19 protein-coding genes and 2 pseudogenes are annotated in these 17328 nt (G+C 75.2%); 8 read left to right on the forward strand and 13 right to left on the reverse strand.

Annotated features, from left to right (window positions below):
* Positions 1-6: 6 nt before the first annotated feature.
* From GOBS_RS24275 to GOBS_RS24285, 3 genes are all read right to left on the reverse strand, one after another.
* The gene (locus tag GOBS_RS24275; RefSeq protein ID WP_012950906.1) at positions 7-1146 is read right to left on the reverse strand and encodes a vWA domain-containing protein; all 1140 of its coding nucleotides are present in this window, start codon (positions 1144-1146) and stop codon (positions 7-9) included.
* A gap of 130 nt (positions 1147-1276) precedes the next feature.
* Entirely contained in the window at positions 1277-2194 is a 918-nt protein-coding gene (locus GOBS_RS24280) for an AAA family ATPase (protein ID WP_012950907.1), read from the reverse strand.
* A 159-nt stretch (positions 2195-2353) separates the two neighbouring features.
* Positions 2354-3454 carry a DUF2382 domain-containing protein gene (locus tag GOBS_RS24285; RefSeq protein WP_012950908.1) on the reverse strand — a complete coding sequence of 367 codons (1101 nt, stop codon included), beginning with the start codon at positions 3452-3454 and terminating at the stop codon, positions 2354-2356.
* 316 nt (positions 3455-3770) lie between these two features.
* On the opposite strand from GOBS_RS24285, the gene GOBS_RS24290 reads away from it, so the two are divergent.
* Positions 3771-4580 carry a DUF3097 domain-containing protein gene (locus GOBS_RS24290; RefSeq protein WP_012950909.1) on the forward strand — a complete coding sequence of 270 codons (810 nt, stop codon included), beginning with the start codon at positions 3771-3773 and terminating at the stop codon, positions 4578-4580.
* Positions 4581-4654: 74 nt separating this feature from the next.
* On the opposite strand, the gene GOBS_RS24295 is transcribed toward GOBS_RS24290, so the two are convergent.
* From GOBS_RS24295 to GOBS_RS24305, 3 genes are all read right to left on the reverse strand, one after another.
* A complete protein-coding gene (locus tag GOBS_RS24295) occupies positions 4655-5494 on the reverse strand; it encodes an aldo/keto reductase (protein ID WP_012950910.1) in 840 nt (279 codons plus the stop codon).
* A 98-nt stretch (positions 5495-5592) separates the two neighbouring features.
* Entirely contained in the window at positions 5593-6774 is a 1182-nt protein-coding gene (locus tag GOBS_RS24300) for a GNAT family N-acetyltransferase (protein WP_012950911.1), read from the reverse strand.
* Complete coding sequence (locus GOBS_RS24305) at positions 6771-7994, reverse strand: MFS transporter (RefSeq protein ID WP_012950912.1); 1224 nt, start codon at positions 7992-7994, stop codon at positions 6771-6773. Before GOBS_RS24305 ends, GOBS_RS24300 begins: the two co-directional genes overlap by 4 nt.
* Positions 7995-8195: 201 nt before the next feature.
* On the opposite strand from GOBS_RS24305, the gene GOBS_RS24310 reads away from it, so the two are divergent.
* From GOBS_RS24310 to GOBS_RS24335, 6 genes are all read left to right on the forward strand, one after another.
* Positions 8196-9074, forward strand: a complete 879-nt coding sequence (locus GOBS_RS24310; protein ID WP_012950913.1) for a hypothetical protein — start codon at positions 8196-8198, stop codon at positions 9072-9074.
* Between the two features lie 100 nt (positions 9075-9174).
* The gene (moaA, locus tag GOBS_RS24315) at positions 9175-10227 is read left to right on the forward strand and encodes a GTP 3',8-cyclase MoaA (protein WP_208104353.1); all 1053 of its coding nucleotides are present in this window, start codon (positions 9175-9177) and stop codon (positions 10225-10227) included.
* 2 nt (positions 10228-10229) lie between these two features.
* On the forward strand, positions 10230-10478 hold the full coding sequence (locus GOBS_RS24320) for a MoaD/ThiS family protein (RefSeq protein WP_012950915.1): 249 nt from the start codon (positions 10230-10232) through the stop codon (positions 10476-10478).
* A gap of 123 nt (positions 10479-10601) precedes the next feature.
* A complete protein-coding gene (locus GOBS_RS24325) occupies positions 10602-10823 on the forward strand; it encodes a hypothetical protein (RefSeq protein ID WP_012950916.1) in 222 nt (73 codons plus the stop codon).
* A 52-nt stretch (positions 10824-10875) separates the two neighbouring features.
* On the forward strand, positions 10876-11406 hold the full coding sequence (locus GOBS_RS24330; protein WP_041241670.1) for a GAF domain-containing protein: 531 nt from the start codon (positions 10876-10878) through the stop codon (positions 11404-11406).
* Between the two features lie 125 nt (positions 11407-11531).
* Positions 11532-12509 carry an SMP-30/gluconolactonase/LRE family protein gene (locus tag GOBS_RS24335; RefSeq protein WP_012950918.1) on the forward strand — a complete coding sequence of 326 codons (978 nt, stop codon included), beginning with the start codon at positions 11532-11534 and terminating at the stop codon, positions 12507-12509.
* A 13-nt stretch (positions 12510-12522) separates the two neighbouring features.
* Here GOBS_RS24335 and GOBS_RS24340 read toward each other — a convergent pair whose 3' ends face one another.
* The 6 genes and pseudogenes from GOBS_RS24340 to modA form a co-directional block, all read right to left on the reverse strand.
* Complete coding sequence (locus GOBS_RS24340) at positions 12523-12933, reverse strand: molybdenum cofactor biosynthesis protein MoaE (protein WP_012950919.1); 411 nt, start codon at positions 12931-12933, stop codon at positions 12523-12525.
* Positions 12930-13511 carry a nucleotidyltransferase family protein gene (locus GOBS_RS24345; RefSeq protein ID WP_012950920.1) on the reverse strand — a complete coding sequence of 194 codons (582 nt, stop codon included), beginning with the start codon at positions 13509-13511 and terminating at the stop codon, positions 12930-12932. Before GOBS_RS24345 ends, GOBS_RS24340 begins: the two co-directional genes overlap by 4 nt.
* 115 nt (positions 13512-13626) lie before the next feature.
* Entirely contained in the window at positions 13627-14082 is a 456-nt protein-coding gene (locus GOBS_RS29965) for a TOBE domain-containing protein (RefSeq protein ID WP_425557011.1), read from the reverse strand.
* Positions 14083-14202: 120 nt separating this feature from the next.
* A pseudogene (locus GOBS_RS29970) lies at positions 14203-14682 on the reverse strand (ATP-binding cassette domain-containing protein); the annotation flags it as partial.
* Positions 14683-14734: 52 nt separating this feature from the next.
* Positions 14735-15541: a molybdate ABC transporter permease subunit gene (gene modB / locus GOBS_RS24355; RefSeq protein WP_208104354.1), complete on the reverse strand. Its 807-nt coding sequence runs from the start codon at positions 15539-15541 to the stop codon at positions 14735-14737.
* A gap of 34 nt (positions 15542-15575) precedes the next feature.
* Positions 15576-16373: a molybdate ABC transporter substrate-binding protein gene (modA, locus tag GOBS_RS24360; protein ID WP_012950923.1), complete on the reverse strand. Its 798-nt coding sequence runs from the start codon at positions 16371-16373 to the stop codon at positions 15576-15578.
* A gap of 145 nt (positions 16374-16518) precedes the next feature.
* On the opposite strand from modA, the pseudogene GOBS_RS29890 reads away from it, so the two are divergent.
* Positions 16519-16695, forward strand: a pseudogene (locus GOBS_RS29890) (TOBE domain-containing protein); the annotation flags it as partial.
* 95 nt (positions 16696-16790) lie between these two features.
* Here GOBS_RS29890 and GOBS_RS24365 read toward each other — a convergent pair.
* Positions 16791-17186, reverse strand: coding sequence for a TOBE domain-containing protein (locus GOBS_RS24365; protein ID WP_012950924.1), 396 nt, complete (start codon positions 17184-17186; stop codon positions 16791-16793).
* Positions 17187-17328: the final 142 nt, after the last annotated feature.

Consider the following 17328-nt stretch of genomic DNA (forward strand, 5'->3'; position numbering starts at 1 on the left):
CTGGGCTCAGGCACGGGAGATGACCCCCGCGAGCTCCTGGAACGCCGCCAGGCTGTGCCCGGCGACGAAGTGGTCGACCGACGGCAGCGCCGCCTGCATGCCGCCGGTGAGCGGCTCGTAGCCCTCGCGGCCCTTGTGCGGGTTGACCCACACGACCGCGTGCGCCAGCCGCTGCAGCCGGGCCATCTGCTCGGCGAGCACGTCGGTGCCGCCGCGCTCCCAACCGTCGCTGCACACGACGACGACCGCGCCGCGGGCGGTGCCGCGCTGCCCCCACCGGTCGAGGAACGCCTTGAGCACCTCACCGAGCCGGGTGCCGCCGGACCAGTCCGGGATCGCCGAGCCGCTGGCGGCCAGCGCCTTGTCGGGGTCGCGCATCCGCAGCTCCCGGGTGACCCGGGTCAGCCGCGTGCCGACGGTGAAGACCTCCGTCGCGGCCGGGCGCGCCCGGACGGCGGCGTGCGCGAAGCGCAGCAGCGAGTCGGCGTAGGGACTCATCGAGCCGGACACGTCGACGAGCAGGACGACGCGGCGCGGGCGGGGCCGGGCACGCCGGTGCAGCAGCCGGGTGACCTCGCCGCCGTCGTGCAGGGCGTGGCGGACCGTGCGGGAGGCGTGGACGGCGCCGTGCGGGCTGGGCCGCCGGCGGCGCGAGAGCCGCATCGGCGCGGCCGGGACCAGCAGCGCGAACAGCCGGCGCAGCTGCTCGCGCTCGGCGCCGGTCAACTCCGAGACGTCGCGGTGGCGCAGCACCTCGTCGGCGCTGGCCTGCCCGGCGAGGTCCGGCGGCGAGTCGCCGTCCCCCTCGCCGTCTCCGGGGTCCATCGGGGCCGTGGTGAGCGTCCGCTGCCGCTGCTGGGCCGCGGGCGGCACCGGCCGCGGCGACTCGCCACCGAAGTACGCGGCGAACGCGGCGTCGTAGCGCTCCAGGTCGTCCGGCCCGGCACAGAGGGTCAGCCGGCCGCTCCAGTAGACGGCGGTGGCGTCGAGGACGTCGAGCGCGGCGACGGCGGCCAGCATCGCCTCGACCCGGTCCGGGGAGGCGCCCACCCCAGCGACCCGGAGGGTGCGGGCGAAGCCCAGCACGGTGTCGACGACGTCACGGGGTGGACGGGCGGCCTCCTCCCGTGGCCCCCTGCCGGGCACCGCCCCGAGCTCGCGAGGGGTGGGGGGCAGGGGGTTCTTCGGCCGAGCCTGCGAGGGGTGGGGAGAACGGGCGGCCTCGTCCCGGGTCCCGCCCCGAGCCTGCGAGGGGTGGGGAGGACGAGGTCCTTTCTCAGCCGCCACCGAAGAGCGCCCCCCGGGCCAGGGCGTGCACGCGGTCGGTGTCCTCCCGGTACTTGAGGACCGCGCCCAGCGTCCGCGCGGCGACGTCGGGGTCCAGCTCGCGGGCGCCGAGGGTGTACAGCGCGGTCGCCCAGTCCATCGCCTCGGCGACCCCGGGCGGCTTGAGCAGGTCCAGGGTGCGCAGCTTCGCCGTCGCGCGGGCCACCTCGCGGGCCAGCTGCTCGGTCACGTCGGGCAGCCGGCGACGCAGGATCGCCACTTCGCGGTCGAAGTCCGGGTGCTGCAGCCAGTGGTAGAGGCAGCGCCGCTTGAGGGCGTCGTGCACCTCGCGGGTGCGGTTGGAGGTCAGCACCACCAGCGGCGGGGTGGTGGCGCGGATGGTGCCGAGCTCGGGGATGGAGATGGTGAAGTCGGACAGGACCTCCAGCAGGAAGGCCTCGAACTCGTCGTCGGCGCGGTCGACCTCGTCGACCAGCAGCACGCTCGGGGAGTCCTCCAGCGCCTGCAGCAGCGGCCGGGCCAGCAGGAACCGACGGTCGTAGAGCGAGGCCTCCAGCGTCTCGGTGTCGCCGGTGGCGTGCGCGGCCTCGGCGGCGCGCAGGTGCAGCAGCTGCCGGCCGAAGTCCCAGTCGTAGAGCGCCTGGCTGGCCTCCAGGCCCTCGTAGCACTGCAGCCGGTAGATCGGCCGGCCGGTGACCCGGGCCAGCGCCTGGGCCAGCGCGGTCTTGCCGACGCCGGCCTCGCCCTCGAGGAACAGCGGGCGGTGCATGGCCAGCGCCAGGTACGCGGCCGTCGCCAGGCCCTCGTCGGGCAGGTAACCGGTCGCCTCGAGGGCCGCGGCCAGCTCGTCGGGTCCGTTGATCCCGCCGTCCGCGCCGGGCAACGGCCGCACCGTGGTCTCGCTCACGTCCCGAGCATCCCACCTGCCGGGCCGGCACGGCCTGCCCGGTCGGGCGATCCCGCGCCCGGGACGGCAGATGGCCGGCCGGGAGCTGGGTCCTCGGCCGGCCACCGCCGTGTGGTCCCCCCGGGTCACGCCCAGGGAGGGACCGTCAGGTGCCCGCGATCAGCGGCCGATCCTGCCGTCGTTGTCGCGGTCGAGGGCGTTCCCGGCGACCCCGGTCCCGTCGTCGACCTCGACCTGCTCCTTGCGGACGTCCTCCGACACCCGCTCCTGGTCGGTGACGGTCTGCTTGTCCAGGCGGACCCGCTCGACCGGCACGGCCTCCTTCTCCACCACCGGACGCTCGGCGTGCAGGGTGACCTCGTGCTCCTCCTCGGAGATCGCCGGCCCGTCCATCGCGTTGCCCACGTTGGCGTCGGTGATCGGCTCGCGCTCGACCCGGACCTCCTCGCGGGAGACCGGCACCGTCTCGGTCACGTTCTCGGTGACCACGTACTTGCGCAGCCGGGCCCGGCCGACCTCCTCCGAGCGGGTGCCCACGTCCAGCCGCTCCTCCGAGCGGGTCATCGCGTTGTCGGTGGTCGGCCCGGAGACGTCTCGGCCGACGATGCCGGCCTCGCCGGTGTGGTCAGCTCGCCCGTCCCGGTCGCGGTCCGTGCGGCCCGATGTCCCCGCGGCCATCCCGGCCCCCGCGGCGCCGGCGGACATCCCGGCCGTTCCGGTGGTTCCGGTCGTCGTCGTGGGGTCGATGACGTCACGGTCGCGGTCGGTGCCGGACCCTCCGCTGGTCTCGGTCGTCGTCGTGGGGTCGATGACGTCACGGTCGCCGCCGCTGCCGGTCATCCCGGCGGTGCCCGTCGTCGTCGAGGGGTCCATGACCGCCTGCTGGTCGCGGTCGACCCGGCCCACGGTGGTGTCGGTCTGCGTCCCCTGACCGACCTGCCCCTGACCGACCTGCATGCCGTAGTAGCGGTAGAGCTCCTGCTCCTCCTGCGGCGACAGGTGCCCGTCGGTGTCGACCTTCGGGGCGTCCTTGACCTGGCTCTTGCTCACCGGTACGCGGAGACCGTCGTCGGTGAGGTCGGCGTCCCGGATCGGGACGAAGGACTCCTTGGTGCCGAACAGGCCGGTACGCACCGTGACCCACTCGGGCTGACCGCTCTCGTCGTCGAGGTAGACCTCCGAGGCCGAGCCGATCTTGTCACCGCTCTGGTCGTAGACGTCCTTGCCGATCACGCGGCTGATGGCTTCGGTGCCGATCATCGTGGCTTCGCTCCCATCTGAGCAGGGGGTTGCTCCCGTCAGGGACGGGGGTGTCCGCCGAACGGATCACGAAACGGCCTCGGTCGATCCGACACGCCCAAGCGGGCTGGACATCGGCGTGTCGACCCGCTCCGAGGACGGATCGGTACCGCGAATCCGCTGCTCGGAGTGGCGCGACAGGGGTGTCGTCCCGCTCTGCGACGAGGGGACGAACGGTGACCCGGGGTCATGGTCGACTGCCCGGGCGTGTCGCAGATGGTGCGGCACCGGCGCGTCGCCTCCGCCGTCCGGCCCCCGCCTGCTCATCCTGGGAGGCGTGCCTCCCCGCTCGCCGTACGACAACCTGGTGCACCCGCGCACCGTCAAGAAGCCCAGCCCCCAGGTCGAGGCCCAGCGCGACCTGGTCGTCGAGGACCCGAGCTCGGGGTTCGTGGGCGCCGTGGTGCGCTGCGAGAAGGCCGTCGTCCACCTCGAGGACCGGTTCGGGAAGGTGCGCGCCTACCCGCTCGGCCCCGGGTTCTGGGTCGACGGCCGCCCGGTCGTCCTCGTGCGCCCGAGGCCGCAGGCGCCGGTGGCCCCGACCCGCAGCGCGTCCGGCTCGACCTACGTGGCCGGCGCCCGAGCCCGGGTCGCCCGCGAGGGCCGGATCTACGTCGAGGGCAAGCACGACGCCGAGCTCGTCGAGAAGGTCTGGGGCCACGACCTGCGCATCGAGGGCGTCGTCGTGGAGCCGCTGCACGGCGTCGACGACCTGCCCGGCATCGTGCGCGACTTCCGCCCGGCGTCCGGACGGCGGCTCGGGGTGCTGGTCGACCACCTGGTGACCGGCTCCAAGGAGTCCCGCATCGCCGCTCAGGTGACCGGGGACCACGCCCTGGTGGTCGGGCACCCGTTCATCGACATCTGGCAGGCCGTCAAGCCGTCGGTCGTCGGGATCAGGGCGTGGCCGGTGGTGCCCAAGGGCGAGTCCTGGAAGGACGGCGTCTGCCGCCGGCTGGGCTGGGAGGACGACACCGGCTACGTCTGGGCGCAGCGGATCCTCGCCCGGGTGCGCACCTGGACCGACCTGGAGCCGGCGCTGATCGGCCGGGTCGAAGAGCTCATCGACTTCGTGACGACGGACTGAGGAAGGACCCCCGCCCCCCACCGTCGCAGGACCCTGCAGGGGGCCGCACGAGCGGTGGAGGACGGGGTCGTCCCTCAGCCCGGGATGTAGTTGAAGGTGTCCGGGTCGGGACCGGTGCGCTCGCCGCGGTCCAGACCGGTGAGCGTGGCCATGTCACCGGTGCCGAGCTCGAAGTCGAACAGCTCGAAGTTCTCCTGCATGCGCTGGCGGGAGACCGACTTCGGGAAGACGACGTCACCGCGCTGCACGTGCCACCGCAGCACGACCTGGGCCGGGGTGCGGTCCAGCCGCTCGGCGATGGCCACGATCGCCGGGTCGTCGAGCACCTTGCCCTGCGCGATCGGCGACCAGGCCTCGGTGACGATCTCGTGGTCGGCGTCGAAGGCCCGCAGCTCCTCCTGCGTGAGGTAGGGGTGCACCTCGATCTGGTTGACCGCGGGGCGCACCTGGGTCTCGCTGAACAGCCGGCGCAGGTGGTGGGCCTGGAAGTTCGAGACGCCGATCGCGCGGCAGCGGCCGCCGGCGTAGATCTCCTCCATCGCCTTCCAGGTCTCGATGTAGTCCACGTCGATCCCCGGCAGCGGCCAGTGGACGAGGAAGAGGTCGAGGTACTCGAGGCCGAGGTCGCCCAGCGACTGGTCGAAGGCGCGCAGCGCGTCGTCGCGGCGGTGGAAGCCGTTGTTCAGCTTGCTGGTCACGAAGACCTCACCGCGGTCGATGCCGGAGCGTGCGACGGCCTCACCGACGCCCTTCTCGTTGCCGTACATCTCGGCGGTGTCGATGTGCCGGTAGCCGATCTCCAGGGCCGTGGAGACGGCGTCGGCGGTGTCCTCCGGCGGGACCTGGTAGACGCCGAACCCCAGCTGGGGGATCTCGACGCCGTTGTTGAGTCGGATCGCGGGCACGGTGGCCACGAGGGCTCCTCTCGCTGACGGATGGGGGCGCCGCGCACACACGTGGGCGCAGCCTGCCTACCGACCGCCTACCCGGTCGACCGGCCCTCAACCCGTCGTCAGAAGTAGTCGAGCAACTGGACCGGCGGGCCGGACGCGAGCAGGTCCAGCGCGGCCGGGTCGTCCGGGCCGGAGACCAGCCCGGCCAGCGCCGCCACCCGTCCGCTGGTGATCCCGCAGTAGAGCTGCGCGAACCCGCGGACGTCGAGGGTCAGCCCCGGCTCGCGGCCGGGGCGGCGCAGCTCCCCGGCGCCGTCGGCGAGCTCCAGCTCCCACGGCCCGGTGTTCTCCGTCACGACCGGGTCGAGCAGCGTGAACGCCACCCGCCCGCGCACGTGCGCCGGCCAGCCGCGGTCGGCGACGGCGCGCACCACGTCGACCGGCCGGTGCATGAACGCCGCTCCAGGGCCCTCGGGTGAACGCTCGAGCGGGAGCACCCCGGCCACCGCGTCGCCGGTCAGCAGCGGCACCCGCACGGTGCGGGTCACGGTGCGCCAGCCGGCCAGCACCCCGACCAGCGCCCGCGCCGCCTCGGCGGTGACCGCGACCAGGTCGTGCACGGTCAGCCGCGCCTCGGGCCCGTAGCCGGTGCCGCGCTCGTACACCAGGGCCCCGGTCGGGACGCCGTCCTGCTCGACCACCGTGACGCCGTCCACCCCGTCGGGCCAGCGCCCCTCGTGCGGCAGGGCGAACGCGCCGCCGCGGCGGGTGAGCAGCCCGGTGCGGGGCCGGGCGAGGGCCTCGTACAGCGCGTCGACCACCGCGAGGTCGGCCGGCTCGCCCGGGCGCACCGCGACGCCGGGCACCGGGACCGACGGCAGCGAGGCGGTGTCCAGGTCGGCCCGCTGCAGCGCGCCCACGACCTCCCACCCCAGCCGCCGGTAGACCGCCGAGACGGTCGGGTACAGCGCGCTGACCGCGGCCCCCCGCTCCCGGCCGCGGGCGAGCAGGTCGGCGAGCAGCGCCCGGGCCACCCCGCCGCCGCGGTGCTCGGGCAGCACGGCGACGCCGCCGACGTCGACCGTGGCCAGCGCGCGGCCGCCCCACCACTGCTCGTGGCCGGTGTCGGTGGCCTTGCCGACCAGCCGGCCGCGCTCGTCGAAGGCCCCGATCCGCAGCAGCCCGGGGACCGGCCGCAGCGCCCGCTCCGGCGCCGTGGCCGGCCCGCCGAAGGCCAGCCGGCCCAGCTCCCAGGCGGCGGGCAGCTCGTCGTCGGCCAGCGGCCGCACGGTGAGGCTCATGCCGCCGGCACCGGCACCGGGCGGCTGCGCAACAGCGGTGCGCCGGCCAGCGCCACGAGCGCCGCCGCCGCCGCCGCTCCTGCCGGGACGGCGAACGCGGCCTCCGCGCCCCAGGCGTCGACGGCGGCCCCGGCCAGCGCGGAGCCGGCGGTGACACCCAGGGTGAGCCCGGTGGTGGTCCACGACAGCGCCTCGGTGAGCGCGGTCCGGGGCACCCGGGACTCGACCAGCGAGGTCCCCGAGACCAGCACCGGCGCGATCGCCGTGCCGGCGAGGAAGCCCGCGGGCACCAGCACCGCCAGCGACCCCACCCCCCACAGCAGTTGCGCGGCCACACCGAAGGCGACGGCGGTGACCAGGAAGCGGGCGGCCAGCGTCCCGGGCAGCCGGGCCACGCCGTAGAGCAGGCCCGCCACGAGGCTGCCGAAGGCGTAGACGGCCAGCGCCAGGCCGGCGAGCGCGGGCGCGCCCTGCTCGTCGGCGAACCCGACCACGACGACGTCCATCGCGCCGAAGACCGTGCCGACCGCCGCGTAGGTGACCGCCACGACGAGCACCGTCGCGTTCAGTGCGGCCCACCGCCGGGACGGCCCGCCGGGATCGGGCGGTGAGACGGCCGGCTCGGTGGCATGCTGCCGGGCCAGCCAGAGGCCGCCGATCGCCCCGAGCGTGATGCCGGTGAGGAAGCCGACGGGTGGGGCGAGCAGCGTGGCCAGCAGCGTCACCAGCGGCGGACCGACGACGAAGACGACCTCGTCGACGACGGCCTCCAGCGCGAAGGCGGTCTGTCGGCGGCCCGGCTCGGCCAGCGCCTCCGCCCACCGGGCCCGCACCAGCGACCCGATGTTGGGCCCGCTGGCGCCGCACAGCGCGGCGAGCGCGAACCAGGTCCACAGCGGCCCGCCGGCCGTCACCGCCGCGACGAAGCCGTAGCCGCAGAGCAGGTAGCCGGTCATGGCCACGCGCAGGACGGCGCCCTGCCCGCGGCGGTCCATGGCGCGCGCCCACTGCGGGCTGGCGATCGAGAAGCTCAGCGCGAGCGTGCCCGACACCGCGCCGGCCAGGCCGTAGCTGCCGGTCTCGCCGGCGACGAGCAGGACGGCGCCCAGGCCGAGCATGGGGATGGGCAGCCGGGCGACCCACCCGGCGAAGGAGAACGCGACCGAGCCGGGGACGGCGAACAGGCGGGCGTAGGGACTGAACACGGTGCGGGGTGACACGGGACGTCTCGCGCTTCCTGGCCACAGGCGAGTGCGGGGATGCCCGCCGGTCTCTCGGGTGGCCCCGCGACGGTAGCAACGCGCCCCTGTGGCCCGCCGCCGCGATTCCGCCGCCCGGCGCGCCGCCCGATGGTTGCTTGACGTTTCATTCACTCTTAGTGAGCGACCGCACACGCGCCGCACCCCTGCCGAAGGAGCCCCGTGTCCGCGAACTCCCGCCCGCGCCTGCTGCCGGCCGTCGTCCTCGGTCTCGCCGTCCTGCTCGCCCCGGGGACCGCCGCCGCCAAGGGCGGCGACGACCCGGTCGCCTCCGCCGAGGACGGCGGCTCGACGACGACCACCGCGACGGCTGGCGACTTCGCCGTCACCGTCAACGGCCGCACGACGAACCCGGCCGCCGGTCAGGAGGCCCGGCTGCGCGACGTGACCCCGACCGGCCCGATCGCCGTCCGCGGACAGCACGTCGGGTTCACGATCGACCCCGCGACGCTCGGCGTCCTGGACTACACGCTGACCGGCGCGCCGGACCCGCAGCGGATGGTGACCACCCCGACCGTCGTCTTCGCCTCGAAGGTGCCGCAGCTGACCGCCGCCCAGCTGCGCGGCGTGCGGCTCGGCGAGCTGCGGCTGCGCGACGGCGTCCTCGTCGCGGAGTTCACCACCGCCGCCGGCAAGCTCAAGGTGCAGGCCAAGGACGCCCCGCAGGGCGGCATCTTCCAGATGGAGCAGGAGTTCGGCGGCCCGGTCGAGTACCTGCACACCCTCGGCCCGACGCTCTTCTACTTCGTCAACGAGTACACCGGGAAGATCAATTTCGGGAACGGCGTCCCCGGCGACGCGACGCACCAGATGCTGCTCGGCAAGGACAGCCCGCAGGTGGCCACCAAGCTCGCCCAGGACGGGACGACGACCCGCTGGTCGGTCGCCCCGGGCGGCCGGATGGGCGGCGTGCTCGGCGAGGACTCGATCGAGCTGTCGGCCGGCGCGACCAACTGCACCACCGACTGCCAGGCCCGCAACCGGATCCAGGGCTCGGTGCCGGTGCCGCCGGAGCCGGTGTCGCCGACGCCCATCGGCTGACCCCGGCAGTCCCGGTGGGGGGCGACCGGAGCTCCGGTCGCCCCCCACCACCCGCTCGGGGAGCGGCACAGCGTCGTCCTCCCGCACTACATTCGCAGGCGTGACCTCGACCAGCCCGCTCCCGGACCCGGTGGTCCGCCGTCCGGACCCCGCCCCCGGCACCGGTGGGCTCGTGGACCGGCACGGCCGGGTCGCGACCGACCTGCGGGTGTCGCTGACCGACCGGTGCAACCTGCGCTGCACGTACTGCATGCCACCCGAGGGCCTGGACTGGCTGCCCAAGGTCGAGGTGCTCACCGACGAGGAGATCGCCCGGCTGGTCCGCATCGGCGTCGAGCAGCTCGGCATCCGCGAGGTCCGCTTCACCGGCGGCGAGCCGCTGCTGCGTCCCGGCCTCGTCGGCATCGTCGCAGCCGCCACCGCGCTGCAGCCGCGCCCCGAGGTCAGCCTGACCACCAACGCGATCGGCCTGGCCCGGGTCGCCCCGGCGCTGGCCGCCGCCGGGCTGGACCGGATCAACGTCAGCCTCGACACCCTCGACCGCGACCGCTTCAAGCAGCTCACCCACCGCGACCGGCTCGACGACGTCCTCGCCGGACTGGCCGCCGCGCAGCGGGCCGGGCTCACGCCGGTCAAGGTCAACGCCGTCCTGCTGCGGGGGATGAACGAGGAGGACGCCGTCCCGCTGCTGGACTTCTGCCTCGAGCACGGCTACCAGCTGCGCTTCATCGAGCAGATGCCGCTGGACGCCCACCACGCCTGGACCCGCGGCGAGATGGTCACCGCCGAGGACATCCTCGAGCGGCTGTCAGCGGCGCACACCCTGACCCCGGATACCGAGGAGCGCGGCTCGGCCCCGGCCGAGCGCTGGCTGGTCGACGGCGGCCCGGCGACCGTCGGTGTCATCGCCTCGGTGACCCGCTCCTTCTGCGGCAGCTGCGACCGCACCCGGCTGACCGCCGACGGGCAGGTCCGCAACTGTCTGTTCGCCCGCGAGGAGTCCGACCTGCGGACGGCGCTGCGCGACGGCGCCACCGACGCCGAGCTGGCCGACCGCTGGCGGATCGCCACCCTCGGCAAGCTGCCCGGGCACGGCATCGACGACCCGAGCTTCCTGCAGCCCGCGCGGCCCATGTCGGCGATCGGGGGCTGACCATGGCAGCGAGCGTCACCGTCCGGTACTTCGCCGGGGCCCGCGCGGCCGCCGGCGTGGAGACCGAGACCCGGGACGCCGGCACGCTCGACGAGCTCGTCGGCCAGATCGTCGAGACGCACGGGGAGCGGCTGGAGAAGGTGCTCACCGCCTGCTCGTTCCTCGTCGACGGCACCCAGACCCGGGACCGGTCGCTGGCGCTGGCGCCCGGCGCGGTCGTCGACGTGCTGCCGCCCTTCGCCGGAGGCTGAAGAAGAATCCCGACCCCGGCCCCGGCCCGAGGCTCGCCCCGAGCTTGCGAGGGTGAGGAGGACGGGGTCCTTCTCCTGCCCGGGGGCCGCCCGGCCGTCTCGCCGTCGGCGGAGAATGGGCCCATGAGCATCTGGGGCAGGGCGAAGGCCAGGGTCGAGGAACTCGTCGGCCGCGCCGAGGAGGTGTACGGCGAGTCCCACGGGGACGCCGCCGCGCAGCTGCACGGAGAGGCCCACCGGCTGGAGGGCGAGGCCGAGGAGGAGGCCGCGCTGCACGAGGAGGGCGCACAGCGCGACGACGCCGTCCGGCGGAACCCGGACGACGGAGCTGCCCCGGTCCGCTGATCTGCGCACGATCCAGTACCGGAATGCTGACCGACCGAGGACGATCGTGGGCATGACCGTTCCCGCCGTCCTGGACGTCGCCCCCTGGCGCGACTTCCCGGCCGCGGCTTGCGGAGCGATCGCGGCACTGCACGAGCGCCTGGGCTGGGACGTGTGGGTGGTGACCCGCGTCGTGGACGACCGGCAGGTCGTGCTGCACGCCCATCCACCCGACGTGGTCCGACCCGGGACCTGGCTCCCGTGGGCGGACACCTTCTGTCGTGCCATGGTCGCCGGGGAGGCCCCACGGGCCGCTACGGTCACCGCCGCCGTCCCGGCCTTCGCCAAGCGCATGACCGGGCCGACCTCGCGGATCGCCGCCTACATCGGCGTCCCGCTCGTCAGCCCGGAGGGGGAACTGTTCGGCACGCTGTGCGCCTGGGGGTTCCGTGCCCGGCCGCGCAGTGCCGCGCGTGACCTGCCCCTGGTCGAGACGGTGGCACGCCTGCTGAGCACGCTCCTCGCCGCCGGCATGACGCCGCCGGACCCGGTCGAGGGGAGCATGCGACTCCGAGCCGGAGGCCCGGACCAGTCGGCGGTCTGAGGACCCTTCTCGTGCAGCGCGTCCAGGTCCACAGTGGGCACCGGCGGTGAGCCCACGCCCGTCCTGATGCGTCCGAGCCCCTGCCCGTGCGCGGGCTCGGACGCGGCCCGACCAGGAGGCCCTCGATGGCCAGGTCCGCCCGGTACACGCCCGCGAACCGGACCCGCAGGGCGGCGCTGCTCCTCGCTCCGGTGGTGGGAGTGCTGGCCGTCACCGCCGCCCCGGCCGCGGCGCAGCCGGAGGGCGACGACGTCATCGTCCTCCCCGGCGCGAGCTCCGCGGAGGGCATCGCCGAGGGCCGCGGTGACACCTTCTACGCCGGGGACCTGTTCCGGGGGGACGTCTTCCGGGGAGACCTCGGGCGCAGGACTGCGGAGCTGTTCATCGACGCCCCCGACGGCCGGATGGCCATCGGCATGTTCGCCGACCTCGAGCACGACCTTCTCTTCGTGGCAGGCGGCGGCGCCTTCCCCGGCGCCCCCGGCACCTCTCCGGGCCGGGCGTACGTGTACGACCTGTGCACGGGCGCCGCGGTCGCCACCTACGAGCTCGGCGACCCCGGCGGGTCGTTCGTCAACGACGTCACCGTCACCCCGGACGGCGCCTGGTTCACCGACAGCCGTCAGCCCCGGCTGTACCTCGTCCCCGTCCACGACCGCGAGCCCGGGACGGCGCGGACCCTGGAGCTGACGGGCGGGGCGGCCGAGCGGCCCGCGGACATCAACCTCAACGGGATCGCCGCCACCCCCGACGGCGGGACGCTCGTGGTCGCGCACTCGGCCAACGGCGCTGTCTACACCGTGGACCCGGAGACCGGGTCCAGCACCCGGATCGCCGGGGTCGACGTGCCGAGCGTGGACGGCATCCAGGTCGAGGGCAACGACCTCTGGGCGGTGCAGAACCAGCTGAACCAGGTGGTCCGGGTCCGGCTGAGCGCCGACCTGACCTCCGGGGCGGTCGAGGAGACGATCCACGACGAGGACTTCCAGGTCCCGACGACGCTGATCGTGTCGGACGGCGACCTGGCCGTGGTGAACGCCAAGTTCGACACCGGCATCCCGCCGACCGCGGATCGCTTCGAGGTGGTTCTGGTCGACCGCTGACGGGGCAGACGCGTCAGGGGCAGGCGACCCACTCCTCGTCACCGTCGGTGAAGACCTGCCGCTTCCAGATCGGCAGCCGCTCCTTCACCAGGTCGACGAGCTCGGCGCAGGCGGCGAAGGCATCCCCGCGGTGCGAGGTGCTGACCGCGCAGGCCAGCGCGACGTCACCGATGCCGAGCATGCCCACCCGGTGGGAGACGGCGACGGCGTGCACCTCGGGTCGCGCCGCGAACTCCTGCGCCAGCTCGACGATGACCTGCTCGGCGCTCGGGTGGCCCACGTACTCCAGCTCGGTCACCGACCGGCCACCGTCGTGGTCGCGGACCACGCCGGCGAAGGAGACGACCGCACCGGCCGCCTTGTCGGCGACGGCGTCCTCGTGCTCGGCGACGGACAGGGGCGCGTCGACGACCCGGGCGATCACGGCGCCGACGGTACCCCGCCGGGCGGCACGTCGAGGTCGGTCGGATCGGCCAGGCCGGTGCAGTCGACCTCGGTGACGTCGGCGCCGGCGAGGTACCGGCGGGCGCCCTCGTCGCCGGTCGCGGTCGCGGCCACGCCGGCCCAGTGCTCGCGGCCGAGCAGCACCGGGTGCCCGCGGACGCCGTCGTAGGTGGCGATCGCCAGCGCGTCGGGGGCGGCGTGCGCGGCGAGTGCGCGCAGCGCCTCGGGCGTCATCCCCGGCATGTCGACCAGCGTGACCAGCACGGCGTCGACGCGACCGGGCCAGCCGCGCAGCCCGTCCAGGCCGGTGCGCAGCGAGGAGGCCATGCCGGTCTCCCAGTCGCGATTGGCCAGCACGGTGGCGCCGTCGAGGTCCGCCGTCCGCCAGACGTCGACCGCCTGCGCCCCGAGGACGACGAGCACCGGGTCGCACACCGCCCGCGCCGTCCGCACCGCCCGCTCCACCAGCAGGCTGCCCTCGTACTCGACCAGCGCCTTGGGCATGCCGTAGCGGCGCCCGCCGCCCGCGGCGAGGACCAGCCCCGCGACCGTGCTCATCCGGCCACCCTCCCCGATGACCAGCTGACCTGATCACCGCGGGTCCTGGCTCACGACCGGGAGAGAGCCAGGACCCGCCACGGTGATCCCCGGTGGTCGTCGCGGCCCGGGCCTCTCAGCGCGCGTAGACGGCGACGTCGGAGGCCTTGACCGACGCCCACACCGGCGTGCCGGGGGCCAGGCCCAGCTCGGCGAAGGCGGTCGCGGTGACGTCGGCGACCAGCGGCACCTCGCCGTCGAGCTCGCAGCGCACCGTCGACCCGTGCGGCGTGGCCGAGACCAGCCGGGCCGGCCACACGTTGCGCGGGCTGCCCTCGGGCCGCGCGGGCCACAGCGCCACCGACTCGGGGCGGACGGCGACGAACACCGGCCCCGCCGCCTCCTCGGCCACCGCCACGCGGCCGCCGCCGTCGAGCCGCACCGTCGTCCCCTCGCCGGTGCCCGGCAGCAGCGCCAGGCCGACCAGCCGGGCGACGTAGTCGGTACGGGGGTGGCGGCTGACGTCGGCCGGCGTCCCGGCCTGCACGACGCGGCCCTCCTCCACCACGACCACCCGGTCGGCCAGCGCCATCGCGTCGACCGGGTCGTGCGTGACGAGCACCGTGCTGCCGGGGAACTCGCCGAGGTGGCGGCGCAGCTCGGCGCGGACGGTGAGCCGGGTGCGGGCGTCCAGCGCCGAGAGCGGCTCGTCGAGCAGCAGCAGCGCCGGCTCCCCCACCAGGGCGCGGGCCAGCGCCGCCCGCTGCGCCTGCCCGCCGGAGAGCCGGCCGGGCCGCCGGTCCCCGAGCTCGGCGATGCCCACGCGCGCGAGCCAGTCGCGGGCCGCGGCGCGGGCGGCGGGCTTGCCGAGGCCGCGGGTGCGCAGGCCGAAGGCGACGTTGTCGGTGACCGACAGGTGCGGGAAGAGCAGGTGGTCCTGGAAGACCATGCCGAGGCGGCGCTCGTGGGCGGGGACGTGCACACCGGCGGGGACGTCGTCCCACGTCTCGGAGCCGACGACGACCCGGCCGTCGTCGGGCGGCAGCAGCCCGGCGAGCACGCGCAGCAGCGTGGACTTGCCGGCGCCGTTGGGCCCGAGGACGGCGAGCACCTCCCCGTCGGCCACCTCGAGGTCGAGCTCGACGGTCAGCGGACCCCGGTCGACCCGGACGTCCGCGGTGAGGCTCACCGCACCGCCCGGGTGAGCCAGCGGTCACGAGCAGTCCACGTGCCCACCGCGGACCTCACGCCGCGGCTCCTGGTCGGGACAGCCAGCGGTCGCGCAGGAGGAGCAGCGTGGCGACGGAGACGGCGAGCAGCACGAGGGAGAGCACGATCGCCGCGTCGGGGTCCTGCTGGAGCGCCAGGTAGACCGCGAGCGGCATCGTCTGCGTCGTCCCCGGGAAGTTGCCCGCGAAGGTGATGGTGGCGCCGAACTCGCCGAGCGCACGGGCCCAGCACAGCACCGCGCCGGCGGCGATCCCGGGCGCGACCAGCGGCAGGGTGACCCGGCGGAACGTCGTCCACCGGTCGGCGCCCAGGGTGGCGGCGGCGTCCTCGAAGCGGGCGTCGGCGGCGCGCAGCGCGCCCTCGACGCTGATCACGAGGAACGGCATGGCCACGAAGGTCTCGGCGATGACGACCGCGGTGGTGGTGAACGGGATCGTCACGTCGAGGGCCTGGTCCAGCCAGCGACCGACGATGCCCTGCCGGCCCAGCACCAGGAACAGCGCGACACCGCCGACGACCGGGGGCAGCACCAGCGGCACGGTGACCAGCGCGCGCAGCACCGACCGGCCGCGGGCCTGGGACCGGGCGAGCACCCAGGCCAGCGGGACGCCGAGCACGAGGGACAGCGCGGTCGCGGCCGTGGCGGAGACCAGGCTCAGGCGCAGCGCCTGGCCGACCGCCGGGCCGGCCAGCTGCGGGCCCAGCTCACCCCAGGGCGCGCGGAGGACGAGGCCGGCCAGCGGCAGGACCAGGAAGGCGACGGCGAGGACCGCCGGGACGAGCAGCGGGAGCGGGACGCCGGGTTCCCGCCTGCGCCTCACGGTGCCCACGGTTCGCTCCCGCGCGGCGCTCCGCTCACGGGATCCGGAAGCCGGCGGCGGCGAGCGCCTGCTGCCCCTCCTCCGAGCGCACCAGCTCGACGAAGGCGGCGGCCGCCTGCGGGTTGGGTGCGTCGGCGAGCACCGCGACCGGGTAGTCGTTGACCGCCCGCTCGGCCTCCGGGACGTCGATGCCCTCGACGGCGTCCCCGGCCGCGGTGACGTCGGTCGTGTAGACCAGCGCGGCGTCGACCTCGCCGATCTCGACCTTGGTCAGCGCGGCCCGCACGTCCTCCTCGAGCGTGTCGGGCGCCGCCTCGACGCCGGCCGCGGCGAAGACGTCCTCGGCGGCCGCGCCGCACGGCACCTGCGGAGCGCATACCGCGAGCGCGAGCTCCTCCCGGGCGAGGTCGGCGAGCCCCGTGACGCCGGCCGGGTTGCCCGCCGGGACGGCGATCTGCAACACGTTGGCGGCGAAGACCTGCGGCTCGCCGTCGGCCAGCCCGGCCTCGGTGACGACGGCCATCTGCGACTCGTTGGCGCTGGCGAAGACGTCGGCCGGGGCGCCCTGGGTGACCTGGGTGGCCAGCGCCGAGCTGCCGGCGAAGGTGAACCGCACGTCCAGGCCGGGGTGGCCGGCCTCGAGCTGCTCGCCGAGGTCGGTGAAGACGTCGGTGAGCGAGGCGGCGGCGAAGACGGTCAGCGTGCCGCCGAGCCCGCCGTCGTCGGACGTCGCCGTCGTGGTCGTCGCGGCCACGCCGTCGTCCCCGCCGCCGCAGGCGCTCAGCGCGCCCAGGGCCATCGCCACCAGCACCACCGAGCTCCGGACCCGCATCGGGACTCCTCCCTGCCGAGCGGACCAACCGATCCGCGCCTGCGGGACCATAACCGAGATGGCTCCGGATCCGCGGCGCCCAGGATGCGTGGAGGGTCCGCAGGGCCGAACGGCCGGCCCCTCGCCGCCGACCCGAGGAGCCTCGATGCCCCTGTCCAGCAGCAACCAGCTGTCCGGCACGGTCACCGCGGTCACGCCCGGGTCGGTGATGGCGACGGTCGAGGTCGAGGTCGGCGGTCCGGGGATGACCGCGTCGATCACCGAGGAGGCGGTGGAGGACCTCGGGCCGTCGGTGGGCTCGGCGGTCGTCGTCCTGGTGGAGTCGACCGAGGTGGTGCTCGCCGTCGAGGACCGGAAGAGGACTCCCTCGCCCCCACCCCCGCGCTCCGCTCGGGCGGGACCCTGCGAGGGCCGCCGTCAGGGGACGTCGACGCTGACCTGGGTGGCCTTGACCGTGGCCACGGCCCGCACGCCGACGTCCAGGCCGAGCTCGTCGGCCGCCTCGCGCGACATCAGCGAGACCAGACGGAACGGCCCCGCCTGGATCTCCACCTGCGCCATCACCGTGTCGCGGACCACGCGGGTGACGATGCCGGTCAGCCGGTTGCGGGCCGAGGAGCCGCGGGTGGTGCCCGGCTCGGGAGCCTCGTGCAGCTGCGTGGCCAGCCGGGCGAGGTCGGCGCCGTCGACGTGCGCAGGACCGCCGCCGTCGCGGGAGGCCGGCAACCGGCCGCTGTCGATCCAGCGGCGCACCGTGTCGTCGCTGACGCCGAGCAGGGCCGCGGCCTCGGCGATCCGGTAGGCGGTCGTCACCGGAGCAGGCTAAAGAAAGGACCCCGTCCTCCCCGCCCTTCGCAGGCTCAGGGCGGGACCCGGGACGGGGCCGCCCCTGCCCCCCACCGCTCGCAGGCTCAGGGCAGGACCCGGGACGGGGCCGCCGTTCCAGCACGCGGCG

The organism is Geodermatophilus obscurus DSM 43160, from assembly GCF_000025345.1.
Lineage (GTDB): Bacteria > Actinomycetota > Actinomycetes > Mycobacteriales > Geodermatophilaceae > Geodermatophilus > Geodermatophilus obscurus.

Coding starts and splice junctions, on each gene's coding strand:
- GOBS_RS24285 (WP_012950908.1), bottom strand. CDS start 3,454: ATGATCGGCACCGAAGCCATCAGCCGCGTGATCGGCAAGGACGTCTAC.
- GOBS_RS24300 (WP_012950911.1), bottom strand. CDS start 6,774: ATGAGCCTCACCGTGCGGCCGCTGGCCGACGACGAGCTGCCCGCCGCC.
- GOBS_RS24330 (WP_041241670.1), top strand. CDS start 10,876: ATGACCGTTCCCGCCGTCCTGGACGTCGCCCCCTGGCGCGACTTCCCG.
- modA (WP_012950923.1), bottom strand. CDS start 16,373: ATGCGGGTCCGGAGCTCGGTGGTGCTGGTGGCGATGGCCCTGGGCGCG.
- GOBS_RS24320 (WP_012950915.1), top strand. CDS start 10,230: ATGGCAGCGAGCGTCACCGTCCGGTACTTCGCCGGGGCCCGCGCGGCC.
- GOBS_RS29965 (WP_425557011.1), bottom strand. CDS start 14,082: ATGGCGCTGGCCGACCGGGTGGTCGTGGTGGAGGAGGGCCGCGTCGTG.
- GOBS_RS24345 (WP_012950920.1), bottom strand. CDS start 13,511: ATGAGCACGGTCGCGGGGCTGGTCCTCGCCGCGGGCGGCGGGCGCCGC.
- GOBS_RS24325 (WP_012950916.1), top strand. CDS start 10,602: ATGAGCATCTGGGGCAGGGCGAAGGCCAGGGTCGAGGAACTCGTCGGC.
- GOBS_RS24335 (WP_012950918.1), top strand. CDS start 11,532: ATGGCCAGGTCCGCCCGGTACACGCCCGCGAACCGGACCCGCAGGGCG.